The 15,312-nt window shown below is 50.7% G+C and carries 15 protein-coding genes; all 15 read right to left on the bottom strand.

Annotation, left to right across the window (positions count from 1 at the left end):
- Position 1: 1 nt before the first annotated feature.
- The 15 genes from pstC to rsmG all read right to left on the bottom strand — a co-directional run bounded on the left by pstC (position 2) and on the right by rsmG (position 15,236).
- Positions 2-958 (bottom strand): phosphate ABC transporter permease PstC, encoded by a 957-nt coding sequence (gene pstC, locus J1782_RS12520; protein WP_152323758.1) that lies wholly within the window; start codon positions 956-958, stop codon positions 2-4.
- Positions 959-1,052: 94 nt separating this feature from the next.
- Positions 1,053-2,093 carry a phosphate ABC transporter substrate-binding protein PstS gene (gene pstS, locus J1782_RS12515; RefSeq protein ID WP_152323759.1) on the bottom strand — a complete coding sequence of 347 codons (1,041 nt, stop codon included), beginning with the start codon at positions 2,091-2,093 and terminating at the stop codon, positions 1,053-1,055.
- 215 nt (positions 2,094-2,308) lie between these two features.
- A complete protein-coding gene (gene rluF, locus J1782_RS12510) occupies positions 2,309-3,181 on the bottom strand; it encodes a 23S rRNA pseudouridine(2604) synthase RluF (protein ID WP_152323760.1) in 873 nt (290 codons plus the stop codon).
- A gap of 154 nt (positions 3,182-3,335) precedes the next feature.
- Positions 3,336-5,165, bottom strand: a complete 1,830-nt coding sequence (glmS, locus tag J1782_RS12505; protein WP_152323761.1) for a glutamine--fructose-6-phosphate transaminase (isomerizing) — start codon at positions 5,163-5,165, stop codon at positions 3,336-3,338.
- A gap of 228 nt (positions 5,166-5,393) precedes the next feature.
- Entirely contained in the window at positions 5,394-6,764 is a 1,371-nt protein-coding gene (glmU, locus tag J1782_RS12500; RefSeq protein ID WP_217153260.1) for a bifunctional UDP-N-acetylglucosamine diphosphorylase/glucosamine-1-phosphate N-acetyltransferase GlmU, read from the bottom strand.
- Between the two features lie 271 nt (positions 6,765-7,035).
- Positions 7,036-7,458: a F0F1 ATP synthase subunit epsilon gene (locus J1782_RS12495; RefSeq protein ID WP_101077831.1), complete on the bottom strand. Its 423-nt coding sequence runs from the start codon at positions 7,456-7,458 to the stop codon at positions 7,036-7,038.
- A 27-nt stretch (positions 7,459-7,485) separates the two neighbouring features.
- Positions 7,486-8,868 (bottom strand): F0F1 ATP synthase subunit beta, encoded by a 1,383-nt coding sequence (gene atpD / locus J1782_RS12490; protein ID WP_101077832.1) that lies wholly within the window; start codon positions 8,866-8,868, stop codon positions 7,486-7,488.
- A 32-nt stretch (positions 8,869-8,900) separates the two neighbouring features.
- Positions 8,901-9,764: a F0F1 ATP synthase subunit gamma gene (gene atpG / locus J1782_RS12485; RefSeq protein WP_152323763.1), complete on the bottom strand. Its 864-nt coding sequence runs from the start codon at positions 9,762-9,764 to the stop codon at positions 8,901-8,903.
- A gap of 71 nt (positions 9,765-9,835) precedes the next feature.
- Positions 9,836-11,377 carry a F0F1 ATP synthase subunit alpha gene (gene atpA / locus J1782_RS12480; protein ID WP_152323764.1) on the bottom strand — a complete coding sequence of 514 codons (1,542 nt, stop codon included), beginning with the start codon at positions 11,375-11,377 and terminating at the stop codon, positions 9,836-9,838.
- Between the two features lie 12 nt (positions 11,378-11,389).
- Positions 11,390-11,923 carry a F0F1 ATP synthase subunit delta gene (gene atpH / locus J1782_RS12475; RefSeq protein ID WP_152323765.1) on the bottom strand — a complete coding sequence of 178 codons (534 nt, stop codon included), beginning with the start codon at positions 11,921-11,923 and terminating at the stop codon, positions 11,390-11,392.
- 14 nt (positions 11,924-11,937) lie between these two features.
- Entirely contained in the window at positions 11,938-12,408 is a 471-nt protein-coding gene (gene atpF / locus J1782_RS12470; protein ID WP_104923890.1) for a F0F1 ATP synthase subunit B, read from the bottom strand.
- 65 nt (positions 12,409-12,473) lie between these two features.
- Complete coding sequence (gene atpE, locus J1782_RS12465) at positions 12,474-12,713, bottom strand: F0F1 ATP synthase subunit C (protein ID WP_004093904.1); 240 nt, start codon at positions 12,711-12,713, stop codon at positions 12,474-12,476.
- A 49-nt stretch (positions 12,714-12,762) separates the two neighbouring features.
- A complete protein-coding gene (atpB, locus tag J1782_RS12460; protein ID WP_152323767.1) occupies positions 12,763-13,545 on the bottom strand; it encodes a F0F1 ATP synthase subunit A in 783 nt (260 codons plus the stop codon).
- Positions 13,546-13,567: 22 nt separating this feature from the next.
- The gene (gene atpI, locus J1782_RS12455) at positions 13,568-13,966 is read right to left on the bottom strand and encodes a F0F1 ATP synthase subunit I (RefSeq protein ID WP_152323768.1); all 399 of its coding nucleotides are present in this window, start codon (positions 13,964-13,966) and stop codon (positions 13,568-13,570) included.
- Between the two features lie 649 nt (positions 13,967-14,615).
- Entirely contained in the window at positions 14,616-15,236 is a 621-nt protein-coding gene (rsmG, locus tag J1782_RS12450) for a 16S rRNA (guanine(527)-N(7))-methyltransferase RsmG (protein WP_152323769.1), read from the bottom strand.
- Positions 15,237-15,312: the final 76 nt, after the last annotated feature.

Raw genomic sequence — 15,312 nt, 5'->3', positions numbered from 1 at the left:
CTTAACGGCCCTCTTTCTTAGCCAGACGCAGAATCATGACTTTCGACAGCGCCAGAACAATAAAGGTGATAACAAACAGGATAAGGCCCAGCTCCATCAGCGCGGACGTATGCAGACCTGCTTCAGCTTCGGCGAATTCGTTCGCCAGCGCCGAGGTAATACTGTTGCCGGGCGCGTAAAGCGAAATGCTGTCGAGCTGGTAGGTGTTACCGATAATGAAGGTCACCGCCATGGTTTCGCCGAGCGCACGGCCAAGACCAAGCATGACACCGCCGATGACACCATTTTTGGTGAACGGCAGCACGATGCGCCAGATCACTTCCCAGGTCGTACAACCAATTCCGTAGGCCGATTCTTTCATCATGACCGGCGTTTGCTCGAACACGTCACGCATGACGGAGGCAATGTACGGAATGATCATGATGGCCAGAATGACACCTGCCGCCAAGATGCCGATACCAAATCCCGGGCCGGCGAATAGCGCGCCAACAATCGGAATACCGGAAAGCACATCACCGACCGGTGTCTGGAAATACTGGGCAAACAGCGGAGCGAAAACGAATAAACCCCACATGCCGTAAACAATGCTGGGGATCGCCGCCAGCAGTTCGATAGCAATACCCAGCGGACGTTTCATCCAGTTAGGTGCCAGCTCAGTGAGGAATAATGCGATACCAAAACTGACGGGAACGGCAATCAGTAAGGCGATAATCGAGGTCACGACGGTACCGTAAATAGGCACCAGTGCGCCGAACTGCTGATTCGGGGCATCCCATGTTTTCGTCCACAGGAAGGATAATCCGAATTTTTCAATGCTAGGCAGCGAAGCAATAAACAGCGAGACGATGATTCCGCCCAGCATTAATAACACGATCAGCGCAGCCAGTTTGACCAGCGCGCCGAAAAGGATGTCACCGTTTTTGCTTGGTGCTTTGATAGCCGGCTTGTATTCAGCCATACCACTCTCTTTTAATTAAGATTTAATTCCCTCCCCGGCCGGAGAGGGAATGAAGCAGAAGACTTGTACTCTATATCAGACGAGACGTCAGATCCTAGTAAAGTGCTTTGCCGCTGCTATCTTTGATATTTGCTTTCCAGGCTGCACGAACCTGCTCAACGACTGAAGGTGGAAGCGTTGCATAATCCAGGTCAGTCGTCAGTTTATTGCCGTTTTTGTAAGCCCAGTCGAAGAACTTCAGAACTTCAGCACCTTTGGTCGCATCCTGCTGATCTTTGTAAATCAGGATGAAGGTGGTGGAGCTGATTGGCCACGCGTTGTCGCCTTTCTGGAAAGTCAGGTCCTGAGCGAAGGTTTTGCTCCAGTCAGCGCCTTTAGCTGCTGCACTGAAGGATTCTTCTGTCGGGCTGATCGCCTTACCATCCGCATCAACCAGCTTGGTATAAGCCAGGTTGTTTTGTTTAGCGTAAGCATATTCTACGTATCCGATGGAGCCCGGCAGACGCTGTACAAATGCGGCTACGCCGTCGTTACCTTTGCCGCCCAGACCGGTAGGCCAGTTAACTGTTGAACCTGAACCGATTTTCTCTTTCCACTCGTTGTTCACTTTTGCCAGATAGCTGGTGAACACGAAAGAAGTACCGGAACCGTCAGCACGACGAACAACGGCGATATTGGTATCTGGCAGTTTCACGCCCGGGTTCAGCTTAGTGATCGCCGCGTCGTTCCACTTTTTGATTTTGCCCAGGTAGATATCACCCAGCGTTGCGCCGTCCAGCGTCAGCTGACCTGATTTGATGCCCGGGATATTCACTGCCAGTACCACGCCACCGATCACGGTAGGGAACTGGAACAGGCCGTTTTTGTTCAGATCTTCTTCTTTCATCGGAGCATCAGATGCGCCGAAATCAACGGTCTTGGCGATGATTTGTTTCACGCCGCCGGAAGAGCCGATGCCCTGATAGTTAACCTGAGTACCGGTTGCTTTCTGGTATGCATCCGCCCACTTAGCGTAGACAGGTGCAGGGAAGGTGCCGCCAGCGCCAGTCAGATTACTAGCAGCGAAAGCAGACATTGCTGTGAGGGAGAAAGTCGCTGCTACAATACCGGCGACGGTGTTACGCATCAATTTCATGTTCCACTCCTAGTGGTTTTTTTTGTTCGACCCAGGTCGAGATTTATAAAGTGTTTGGCACAGGAGGAAAATAGGACAGTTTGGTGACAGTAAAATGTACGTTATATGACAGTTTTATGACACTGGTCACAATTTAGGCGAGATGGGCAAACTGAAGTGGACCGATCAAATAAAAACCGGCCCAAAGGCCGGTGGCAGCGGAAATAGATGCGGACTTAACGCCCTTTCTTTTTACGTCCTGGCTGTGCAAAACGTTTACGGGAAGCTGAATTTCCGTCGGGTTTCTCGGTATTTTTCGGTTTTGTGACAACCGGTTTTTTGGCCTGAGCAGGTTTAGACTGCGTTTTTTTGGCCGGCTTTTCTTCCGAAGTTGAGTTTTCAGTCAGTCTGAATAATTCGACCAGCTCATCGTCCGTCAAATCACGCCATTCCCCCAAAGGCAAGCCTTTCAGGTTGATGTTCATAATCCGCACACGCTCAAGCTTGGTGACTTCAAAGCCAAAATGCTTACACATACGGCGGATCTGGCGGTTAAGCCCCTGAACCAGCGTGATACGAAATACAAAGGGCGCTTCTTTCTTCACTTTGCACTTTTTGGTCACCGTTCCCAGCATCGGCACACCCGCGCCCAGGCCGGTAATAAACTCATCCGTCACCGGTTTGTTGACCGTTACGACATATTCTTTTTCGTGGTCGTTGCCCGCACGCAGGATTTTATTGACCAGATCACCGTGGTTGGTCAGTAAAATCAGGCCCTGAGAATCTTTATCCAGACGCCCGATAGGGAAAACGCGCTTGCTGTGGTTAACGAAATCACTGATGTTGTCCCGCTCACCGTCTTCCATTGTGGTGATGATTCCCACGGGCTTATTAAGCGCGATAAGCACTAAATCTTCTTCATCACGCGGTTCAATCAGCTGGCCGTTAACTTTCACCACATCACCGGCAAATACTTGTGCGCCCACGGAGGCGCGTCTGCCATTGATAAAAACGTTTCCCTGTTCGATGTAACGATCGGCATCACGGCGTGAGCAGATCCCGCTCTCGCTAATGTATTTGTTGAGACGAATGGAGGGGTTGGACAGCATTCAGCAAATCACCTTCGTAAAAAGGCGGACTATACCTTATCCGTGGCGGCTAACGAAGCCTGAGAGAGGAGAATCGTGACCACGCCTTAGCCTTTTAGAAATAAAAAAGCGCCCGAGATGGGCGCTTAGCAGGCAGTTTCAAAGCCAGCGTGGCTTATTCTACTGTGACCGATTTGGCCAGATTACGTGGCTGGTCTACGTCAGTGCCTTTAATCAGCGCGACATAGTAAGACAGCAGCTGTAACGGGACCGTGTAGAAGATCGGTGCGACGATTTCTTCGACATGCGGTAACTGAATGATTTTCATACCGTCGCTGTCGGTGAAACCGGCATCCTGATCGGCGAAGACATACAGCAGACCACCGCGTGCGCGCACTTCTTCGATATTCGACTTCAGTTTTTCCAGAAGTTCGTTATTAGGCGCAACCACAATCACCGGCATATCGGCGTCAATCAGCGCCAGCGGGCCGTGTTTCAGCTCGCCTGCCGCATACGCTTCCGCATGAATATAGGAAATCTCTTTCAGCTTCAGCGCACCTTCCATCGCGATCGGATATTGATCGCCACGGCCGAGGAACAGCGCATGATGTTTGTCAGAGAAGCCTTCCGCCAGCGATTCGATGGTTTTATCCAGCGACAACATCTGTTCGATACGCGCAGGCAGCGCCTGTAACGCGTGAACAATGTCATGCTCAACCTGCGGTGCCATGCCTTTCAGACGACCCATACGTGCCACCAGCATCAGCAGAACGGTCAGCTGCGTGGTAAACGCTTTCGTCGACGCCACGCCGATTTCCGTGCCCGCTTTGGTCATCAGCGCCAGATCGGATTCACGCACCAGCGAAGAACCGGCTACGTTACACACGGCCAGAGAACCGAGATAACCCAGCTCTTTGGACAGGCGCAGTGCAGCCAGCGTGTCCGCGGTTTCACCGGACTGAGACAGGGTGATGATCAGGCTGCCAGGACGAACGGCAGATTTGCGATAACGGAATTCCGACGCAATCTCGACATCACACGGCATACCGGCCAGTGATTCGAACCAGTAACGCGCCACCATACCGGAGTTGTATGACGTGCCGCAGGCAATGATCTGAACATGCTGAACGCGGGAGAGGATCTCATCCGCCTTTTCGCCCAGTTCGCTCAGATTCACTTCACCGTGGCTGAAACGTCCTTCCAGCGTGTTTTTAATCGCCAGCGGCTGTTCGTAAATCTCTTTTTGCATGTAGTGGCGGTAAGCGCCTTTGTCACCGGCGTCGTACTGCACTTTGGATTCGATTTCGGCACGTTCTACAGCATGACCATTTTTGTCATAGACACTGACGGAGCGGCGCTTAACTTCAGCCACATCACCTTCTTCCAGGAACAGGAAGCGGCGGGTCACAGGCAACAGCGCCAGCTGATCGGAGGCAATGAAGTTTTCACCTACGCCACGGCCAATCACCAGCGGGCTGCCGGAACGGGCTGCGACCAGAACGGACGGATCACGTCGGTCCATCACCACAGTGCCATAAGCGCCGCGCAGCTGAGGGATCACGCGCTGAACGACTTCCAGCAGTGTGCCGCCCTGAAGTTGTTCCCAATGCACCAGATGCGCAATCACTTCGGTATCCGTTTCGGAATCAAAACGGTAACCACGTTCAATCAGTAATTCACGCAAAGGTTCGTGGTTTTCGATAATGCCGTTGTGCACTACCGCAATGTAATCAGACACATGCGGGTGTGCGTTCGCTTCAGAAGGTTCACCGTGCGTTGCCCAGCGGGTATGTGCAATACCGGTACCGCCGTGCAAAGGATGTTGATCCAGAGCCTCAGCCAGCATCTGGACTTTTCCCAGACGACGCAGGCGCCCCATTTTCCCGTCGGTATCAATGACAGCCAGACCGGCTGAGTCATAACCGCGGTATTCCAGACGGCGTAAACCTTCCAACAAAATTTCAGCAATATCGCGTTGCGCTACAGCGCCTACAATTCCACACATCAGTTTTATTCCTATAGAAGGTCTTTCGGGACCTTTTTTGATGCCTGACCTGATTTATCCACACGCCCCGTTTTCCGGTGTACGTGCGGTTCCCCGAGCCTTGTAGAGAGTTGGGGATTATTATGTTTTGGACTGAGTTTCGACGACAAAACCCAGACCAAAACACAATGCAATAAACAAACATCAGGCGCAGAAAACTGCGCCTGAATACGTAAACCTCAGAATAGCTTACTTTTTCTTCACCGGTTTTTGCCAATCAGGTTTATGTACCTGCGGCACACGGCTTAGCAACAAGCCGTTATCCGGCACATCGCGCGTCACAGTTGTTCCGGCAGCGATGGTGACGTTATTGCCCACGGTGACCGGCGCAATCAGCTGGGTATCCGATCCGACAAAGACGTCATTGCCGATAATCGTTTTGCTTTTGTTCACGCCGTCATAGTTGCAGGTAATCGTCCCCGCACCGATATTCACGTTGTCGCCAATTTCAGCGTCGCCAAGATAGGAAAGATGTCCTGCTTTCGAACCTTTCCCCAAGCGCGCTTTTTTGATTTCGACGAAGTTACCCACATGAGCGCCTTCAGCCAGTTCGGCACCCGGACGCAGACGCGCGAAAGGTCCGACTGTACACCCGCTTTCCAGCACCGCATCTTCGAATACACTGTAAGGGCTGACTTCGCAGTCATCGCCGATCACGCAGTTTTTCAGTACGCAGCCCGCGCCGATTTTCACGCGATCGCCAAGTTTTACGTGGCCGTCGATAATGACGTTGGTGTCGATCAACACATCAATCCCATGAGACAACTCGCCACGGAGATCAAAGCGCGCCGGATCCATCAGCATTACGCCTTCCAGAAGCAGACGTTCGGCCTGTTCGGTCTGATATACGCGTTCAAGACGGGAAAGCTGCAGGCGGTTATTCACGCCATCCACTTCGCTGTTTCTCGCCGGATGAACAGTGGCGATCAGATTGCCTTCCGCATGTGCCATCGCGATGATGTCGGTAATGTAATATTCGCCCTGCGCGTTGTTGTTGTTCAACTGACCGAGCCAGCGTTTGAACGATGCACCGTTGGCCACCAGAATACCGGTGTTAATTTCCTGGATTTTAAGCTGCTCAGCATTCGCATCTTTCTGCTCAATGATGCCGGTCACAATGCCATTTTCGCGCACGATGCGGCCATAGCCGGTTGGATCATCCAGCACGACGGTCAGCAAACCGATACCACCTTCAGGCTTAGCTTTCAGCAACTTATCCAGCGTTTCAACCGAAATCAGCGGGACATCGCCGTAAAGCATCAGGACATCTTCGTCATCCGCAAAGAAAGGCGCAGCCTGTTGCATTGCATGTCCGGTACCCAGCTGCTCAGCCTGCAATACCCAGTTCAGTTCACTGCCAGCCAGGGTTTTCTTCAGTAAATCGCCACCGTGGCCATAGACCAGATGCACGTTTCTGGCACCCACTTGCGTGGCCGCATCAATGACGTGTTGAACCATTGGCTTACCCGCCAATGTATGAAGAACTTTAGGGAGGTTGGAATACATGCGTGTTCCCTTGCCCGCGGCAAGGATCACCACACTCAGTGCGCTGTTTGACATAGATGACCTGACAAATCCAATTTGAGTGACAAAAGTAACCCGTTATGTGACCGAATTACTACATATTTCGCGTCAAAAACCGCCTGCAAACCGCAGCCCGCAAGGGTTGAACACGATATAGACTATAACAAAAAATCTGAGGGTAATATGTCCATTAATCACCCAAGTATTCCACCAGATGCCCAAATTAACCTTGGGGAAAATGCTGAAAACACCCTTTTTTAAAGGTAAAAAAAAAGCGACCCGAAGGTCGCTTTTCTCAATGATGTTGTTACATCGCTTTTCTGGTCAGTTCGATAACGCGAAGTTTCGCGATCGCCTTAGCCAGTTCCGCTGACGCCTGAGCGTAATCAACGTCGCCGTGAGAACCACTAATGTGTTCTTCCGCTTTGCGCTTAGCTTCAAGCGCGCGCGCTTCGTCGAGGTCTTGCCCACGGATTGCAGTATCAGCCAACACGGTCGTTGCATTCGGCTGCACCTCAAGGATGCCACCGGAAAGATAGATATACTCTTCTTCACCGTGTTCTTTAACAATGCGCACCATGCCAGGCTTGATGGCGGTGAGCAGCGGAGCATGCCCCGGGAAAATACCCAGTTCGCCTTCGCTACCCGTCACCTGGATTTTCTGTACCATGCCGGCAAACATACGTTTTTCCGCACTGACAACATCCAGATGGTAAGCTTTTTCAGCCATGTCATCCTCTCTCACAACAAACTAGCGTTACAGTTTCTTGGCTTTTTCCACTGCTTCTTCAATGGTGCCAACCATGTAGAACGCTTGCTCTGGCAGGTGATCGTAGTCGCCGTCCATAATGCCTTTGAAACCACGAATGGTGTCTTTCAGCGATACGAACTTGCCCGGAGAACCGGTGAAGACTTCGGCCACGAAGAATGGCTGGGACAGGAAGCGTTCGATCTTACGCGCACGGGATACGGCCAGTTTGTCATCTTCTGACAACTCATCCATACCCAGGATCGCGATAATGTCTTTCAGTTCCTTGTAACGTTGCAGAATAGACTGCACGCCACGAGCCACATCATAGTGTTCCTGACCAACAACCAGTGGATCCAGCTGACGGCTGGTGGAGTCCAGTGGGTCAACCGCCGGGTAGATACCCAGAGACGCGATCTGACGGCTCAGTACCACGGTTGCATCTAAGTGAGCAAAGGTGGTGGCTGGAGATGGGTCAGTCAAGTCATCCGCAGGGACGTAAACGGCCTGTACGGAGGTGATAGAACCACTTTTGGTAGAGGTGATACGTTCTTGCAGAGCGCCCATCTCTTCCGCCAGCGTTGGCTGATAACCTACCGCTGATGGCATACGGCCCAGAAGTGCAGACACTTCGGTACCTGCCAGGGTGTAACGGTAAATGTTGTCAACAAACAGCAGTACGTCACGACCTTCATCACGGAATTTCTCCGCCATGGTCAGACCGGTCAGTGCAACGCGCAGACGGTTACCTGGTGGCTCATTCATCTGACCATAGACCAGGGAAACTTTGTCGATAACGTTGGATTCGGTCATTTCGTGGTAGAAGTCGTTACCCTCACGAGTACGTTCACCCACACCTGCAAACACAGAATAACCGGAGTGCTCGATCGCGATGTTACGGATCAGCTCCATCATGTTTACAGTTTTACCTACACCCGCACCACCGAACAGACCGACTTTACCGCCCTTAGCGAACGGGCACATCAGGTCCATAACTTTGATACCGGTTTCCAGCAATTCCTGGGAGTTTGCCAGCTCTTCATAAGAAGGCGCAGCACGGTGAATTGCACGACGTTCTTCTTCGCCGATTTCACCTTTCATGTCGATTGGTTCACCCAATACGTTCATGATACGACCCAGTGTTGCAACACCCACCGGAACTTCAATTGGGTGTTCCAGGTTGTTCACTTTCAGACCGCGACGCAAGCCATCTGATGTACCCATTGCGATACAACGAACAACGCCACCGCCTAACTGTTGCTGAACTTCCAGCACCAGCTTGGAGGTACCGTTTTCTACCTCAAGAGCATGGTACACGTTCGGTACCGCATCCTGAGGGAACTCGACGTCCACCACGGCGCCGATTACCTGGATAATCTTTCCAGTAGCCATCTTGAATCCTCTACGTAATTCGTAAACCTAGCTTAAACCGCGGAGGCTCCCCCGACGATCTCGGTGAGTTCCTGAGTGATGCTGGCCTGACGAGCTTTGTTGTATACCAACTGCAGCTCTTTGATCAGGCTGCCGCCGTTATCGGTTGCGGCTTTCATCGCTACCATTCGCGCGGCCTGTTCGCTGGCCAGGTTTTCTACGACGCCCTGATAAACCTGAGATTCCACATAGCGGCGCAGGAGGGTATCCAGCAGTGCTTTAGGGTCCGGCTCATACAGGTAATCCCAGGATTTCTTCGCCAGTTCGCCGTCTTCTGCCGGTGGCAGAGGCAACAACTGAACGATGCGTGGTTCCTGAGACATGGTATTGACGAATTTGTTGCTAACAACGCATAACTTGTCTAAACGACCTTCGTCGAAAGCTTGCAACATCACTTTCACCGGTCCGATCAGCTCTGACAGGGAAGGGTTATCCCCCATGCCAGTCACCTGAGCAACAACGTTGCCCCCAACGGATCCGAAGAAAGAAGCTGCTTTGGAACCGATCAGGGCTAAGTCAACCTCAACGCCTTTCGCGGACCAATCTTTCATCTCTGTGAGCAGTTTTTTGAACAAGTTAATGTTCAGACCACCACAAAGACCACGGTCAGTAGACACCACCAGATACCCGACGCGTTTAACTTCACGTTCATCCAGGTAAGGGTGCTTGTATTCCAGATTCCCGAGCGCGAGGTGACCAATCACTTCACGAATGGTTTCTGCATAAGGACGGCTGGCCGCCATGCGATCCTGCGTTTTACGCATTTTGGAGGCGGCGACCATTTCCATCGCTTTAGTGATCTTTTGCGTGTTCTGCACGCTGCCGATCTTACTACGTATCTCTTTTCCGCCGGCCATCTCTGCTTCTCCTCATGACCAAACGGCCTGCTGCTTATCTGCTAAAAGCAGGGCAGCAGGGCCGTTTAGTATTACCAGGACTGGGTTGCTTTGAAGGTATCGAGGATGTTTTTGAATTTCCCCTCGATCTCATCGTTATACGCACCAGTTTGGTTGATTTGCTGCAGAAGCTCGCCGTGCTCACGGTCGGCGTAAGCCAACAGTGCCGCTTCGAAGCTACCGACTTTAGACAATTCAACGTCTTCCAGGTAACCACGTTCTGCTGCGAAGATGATCAGAGACTGCGCAACGATAGACATCGGAGCGTATTGTTTCTGTTTCAGCAGCTCGGTCACTTTCTGACCATGGTTCAGCTGTTTACGCGTTGCTTCGTCCAGATCTGATGCGAACTGCGAGAACGCAGCCAGTTCACGATACTGTGCCAGTGCGGTACGAATACCACCGGACAGTTTTTTCATGATCTTAGTCTGAGCAGCACCACCAACACGGGATACCGAAATACCCGGGTTAACCGCAGGACGAATACCGGCGTTGAACAGGTTTGATTCCAGGAAGATCTGACCATCGGTAATCGAAATTACGTTAGTCGGAACGAACGCGGAAACGTCGCCTGCTTGCGTTTCAATGATTGGAAGCGCAGTCAGGGAACCGGTTTTGCCTTTCACTTCACCCTTGGTGAATGCTTCAACGTAATCGGCGTTTACACGCGCAGCACGTTCCAGCAGACGGGAGTGGAGATAGAAAACATCGCCTGGGTAAGCTTCACGACCTGGTGGACGACGAAGCAACAGGGAAATCTGACGGTAAGCAACAGCCTGTTTAGACAGGTCATCATAAACGATCAGTGCGTCTTCGCCGCGGTCACGGAAGTATTCACCCATTGCGCAACCGGAGTACGGTGCCAGGTATTGCAGTGCAGCAGATTCTGATGCAGTTGCAACAACAACGATGGTGTTTGCCAGTGCGCCGTGCTCTTCCAGTTTACGAACCACGTTAGAAATGGTGGACGCTTTCTGGCCGATAGCCACATAGATACATTTGATGCCGGAATCACGCTGGTTGATGATCGCATCAATAGCCAGAGCAGTTTTACCGGTTTGACGGTCACCGATGACCAGTTCACGCTGACCACGACCGATTGGGATCATGGCGTCAACGGACTTATAACCTGTCTGCACAGGCTGGTCTACGGATTGGCGTTCGATAACGCCCGGTGCGATTGCTTCAACAGCTGAGAAGCCGTCGTGCTCTACCGGACCTTTACCGTCAATTGGCGCACCCAGGGTGTTAACAACGCGGCCCAGCAGGCCACGGCCTACTGGAACTTCCAGGATACGACCCGTACATTTTACTTTCATACCTTCGGCGAGGTCAGCGTAAGGGCCCATTACAACGGCACCTACAGAGTCGCGCTCCAGGTTCAGGGCGATAGCGTAGCGGTTACCCGGCAGCGCAATCATTTCGCCTTGCATGACATCGGCCAGGCCGTGCACGCGGATGATCCCGTCACTGACGGAAACGATAGTACCTTCATTGTGAGCTTCGCTCACTACATTGAACTGAGCAATGCGCTGCTTTATCAGTTCGCTGATTTCGGTGGAATTCAGTTGCATGCTCCAGTCCCCTTAAGACTGCAAGACGTCTGCCAGGCGTTCAAGACGACTGCGAACGCTGCCATCAATCACCATATCACCTGCACGGATAATGACACCGGCAAGAACAGACTTGTCAATTTTGCAATTCAGCTTAACTTTGCGAGACAGACGTTTTTCCATCGCAGCAGCAATTTTTGCCTGCTGTTCTTCCGTCAGTGGATTTGCTGAGGTCACATCAACTTCAGCAATCGCCTCCAGTGAGGCACGCAGTTCGATGAACTGCTGCAACACTTCAGGAAGAACGCGTAAACGTCCATTTTCGGCCATTACCTTAATCAGGTTCTGGCCTGCGTCGTCGAGTTGTTCACCACATACGGCAATAAACGTTTTAGACAAAGTTTCTGGCGCGCTAGCACCGGAAAGCAGTTCTTCAATCTGTTCATTGCGCGTGACTTCAGCCGTGAACGCTAACATGGACTGCCAGCGATCTAAGCTTTGGTGCTCAACGGCAAAGTCAAAAGCTGCTTTGGCGTAGGGGCGAGCTACAGTTACAAATTCAGACATCAGCCCCTCCCTCCTTACAGTTCAGCGACCAGTTTATCAACGATGTCGCTGTTAGCAGCTTCATCCACGGAACGTTCGATGATCTTCTCGGCGCCAGCAATGGCCAAAATCCCGACCTGTTTACGCAACTCTTCGCGGGCGCGTTGGCGTTCGGCGTCAATCTCTGCCTTAGCTTGCGCTACGATCTTGTTACGTTCCTGCTCGGCTTCGGTCTTCGCTTCGTCGACGATCTGTGCTTTACGCTTGTTCGCCTGGTCGATGATTACCTGAGCTTCAGCTTTGGCTTTCTTCAGTTGGTCGGTCGCATCGGCTTGCGCTAAATCCAGTTCTTTTTTTGCACGTTCTGCAGAAGATAAACCTTCAGAAATCTCTTTCTGACGTTTTTCGATGGCAGCCATAATTGGCGGCCATACGTACTTCATACAGAACACGACAAACAGGACAAACGCGATAGCCTGGCCGAGGATTGTTGCGTTAAGATTCACAGCACAATGCCTCTTTCAAAGTGAAATATTTGATGTAGTTCGTTTAACGCTGAGCGAACTCAGTGTTAGGCGACAGCAAACATCACGTACAGACCCAGACCAACAGCAATCATTGGGATTGCATCGACCAGACCCATAACGATAAAGAACTGTGTACGCAACAGAGGGATCAGGTCAGGCTGACGTGCAGCACCTTCCAAGAATTTACCACCCAAGATGCCGATACCGATCGCAGCACCGATTGCCGCCAGGCCCATCATCACAGCGGCAGCCATGTACAGCAGATCCATACTCAGGTTTTCCATGACAGTCTCCAGTTTGTTTCAGTTAAAACGCAGTAGTGTTGAAAGAAAATCAGTGTTTTTCAGATGCCATCGAGAGATAGACAATCGTCAGAACCATGAAAATAAAGGCTTGTAGCGTAATGATCAGGATGTGGAAAATGGCCCAAGGCACATTCAGGATCCACTGTGACCACCACGGCAACAGGCCAGCAATAAGGATGAAGATCAACTCACCCGCATACATATTGCCAAACAGTCGCAGACCCAGTGAAACTGGTTTAGACAGCAGGCTGACACCTTCAAGAATCAGGTTAATCGGAATGAAAACCGGATGATTGAATGGCTGCATTGTCAGTTCTTTAATGAAACCGCCAAAGCCTTTCATCTTAATGCTATAGAAAAGAATCAGAATGAATACGCCAAGCGCCATGGATAACGTAATGTTCACGTCAGCCGTAGGAACCACACGCAGCGCTGGCAGACCAAGGACTCTCTCACCGATAGTCGGCAGCAAATCGATTGGCAGCAAATCCATCAGGTTCATCATAAACACCCAGACGAAGACGGTCAGCGCGAGAGGTGCAATCACTTTGCTTTTGCCGTGATACATGTCACGCACGCTGCTGTCGACGAAACCAACGACCAGTTCGACTGCAGTTTGCAGCTTACCCGGGACACCGCTGGTGGCGTTTTTGGCTACGCGATGGAAGATAACCAGAAAGAGTACTCCGAGGAACACGGAGAAAAACATCGAATCGATGTTAATCGACCAGAATCCCGTCCCGATCTGAAGCTGGGTCAGATGGTGACTGATATACTCTTGTGGAGTAGAGATTTCTCCTGATGCAGACATGATGCCTCTTACCCTTTAGTAGTTAAGTTCGGTAACTGTTAATGACGGCCGGTGCCAAAATCTGAGTCATCAACACCGATAAATAGGCCAACCCCAACGGGGCAAAAACCGCCTTAAACAGGCCAAGTGCGACAATCATTAAGATCACCGTAACCAGAACCTTCAGCGCTTCCCCGATAGCAAAGGACCAGGCAACCCGTCCAGAGACCGTTGTTTGCGCCTGGTGGCGCCATGCAAACAGCATAAACAGTACATTTGGCACCCAGGCGGCCAAACCACCCATAAGGGCCGATGTGGTCCATTCCAGGCTTTTAAAGCCAAATACAGCGCTGAGCAGAACAAAGGTCAATAACTGCAGTATTAACAGCTTTCTGGCAACCTTCACACTATTGGCACTGTGTAAAATACCGGATACAGACATGACGTTTGTTCTCTCCGTATCAAGTACCTAGCTGGAGGTATTCTGAAGGCCGTATATCACTGCCTTTACTGTTTTGAGTCAAGCAGCAAAAACCGAGCAAATTATACGGGGCACTGGAACGAATTCAATGGATAAGTAGCGAAAAGGTGAACAATTATTTAAATTTTCCGCTTCATCACTATTTTGACCACCAAACTATAGCTGAATTTGTCCTTTTTACTTTGCTTCGGTTATTTCATCACCTGACAAAGAAGCGTGCACTGGATCACATAATTAACCCAGACCTCTTTATATACCTTGCGCTGTTTGAATGTCTTTAGCTAATCAGGCCTTTTAAAATATATAAAAATCAGCACGTTAAGAATTCTATGTTTGATAATCAATCTTATTTAAAAATAGGCACGATTTATTGATACAACAACCCAACAAATAACAACATTTTCATTACAAGTTGAATATCAGCAGGTTGACGATTGTTCAATTTCAAAAGTGACTATTACGTCCCGGATTAAAATAAAAACATCACTGAAATGCTATCAGTGTGTAAAAAATCAGTAATTGAGAGGCCGGTGACGCTATTTAATTAGCCTGCTCATTTTAACTCTGATAACACATACGTTTTTTAAGGATTATTTGATAAAACTCAACTTTAGTTTGCAGTCAGAATTACCAGATGACGTTCTCCGTCAAGTTCCGGAACCTGCAATTTTATGACGTTTTCCAGAGTGATACCTTGCGGCAGTGCGTTCAGCTCATCATCCGGCTGCACGCCTTTGAGGGCATAAAAACGCCCCTGCCCTTTCTGAGGCAGATGGTGGCACCATGACAACATGTCCTGCAAGGAAGCAAATGCCCGGCTGATCACGCCATCAAATGGTGGCGCTGGCTCAAACTCTTCAACGCGGCTTTGCACTGGCTCAATGTTCTTCAGACCCAGCTCATGCTGAACCTGACGCAGGAAGCGTACGCGCTTACCCAGGCTGTCCAGCAGCGTGAAATGTGAATCAGGGCGGACAATAGCGAGCGGAATGCCCGGCAGACCCGGTCCTGTTCCCACATCAATGAAACGGCTGCCTTGCAAATGCTCGTTCACCACAATGCTGTCCATAATATGGCGCACCAGCATTTGCATCGGATCACGTACAGAAGTCAGGTTGTAAGCCTTGTTCCACTTATGCAGCAGCTCGACATAGCCAATCAGTTGATGTTTTTGCTGATCGGGTAACGCTATTCCTGCCGCAGCAAGCAGCGAGTCCAGTTTCTTTTGCACAGTGAAATCCTCAGACAGAGTCGATTTGCCGGAAACAGCCCGGTTTAGAAATGATAAAACAGCCATAAAAGTGGGA

The organism is Rahnella sp. BCC 1045, from assembly GCF_019049615.1.
Taxonomy (GTDB): Bacteria; Pseudomonadota; Gammaproteobacteria; order Enterobacterales; family Enterobacteriaceae; genus Rahnella; species Rahnella contaminans.
Note: the sequence above shows the minus strand (reverse complement) of the source record. Positions and strands in the feature narration are given on the sequence as shown.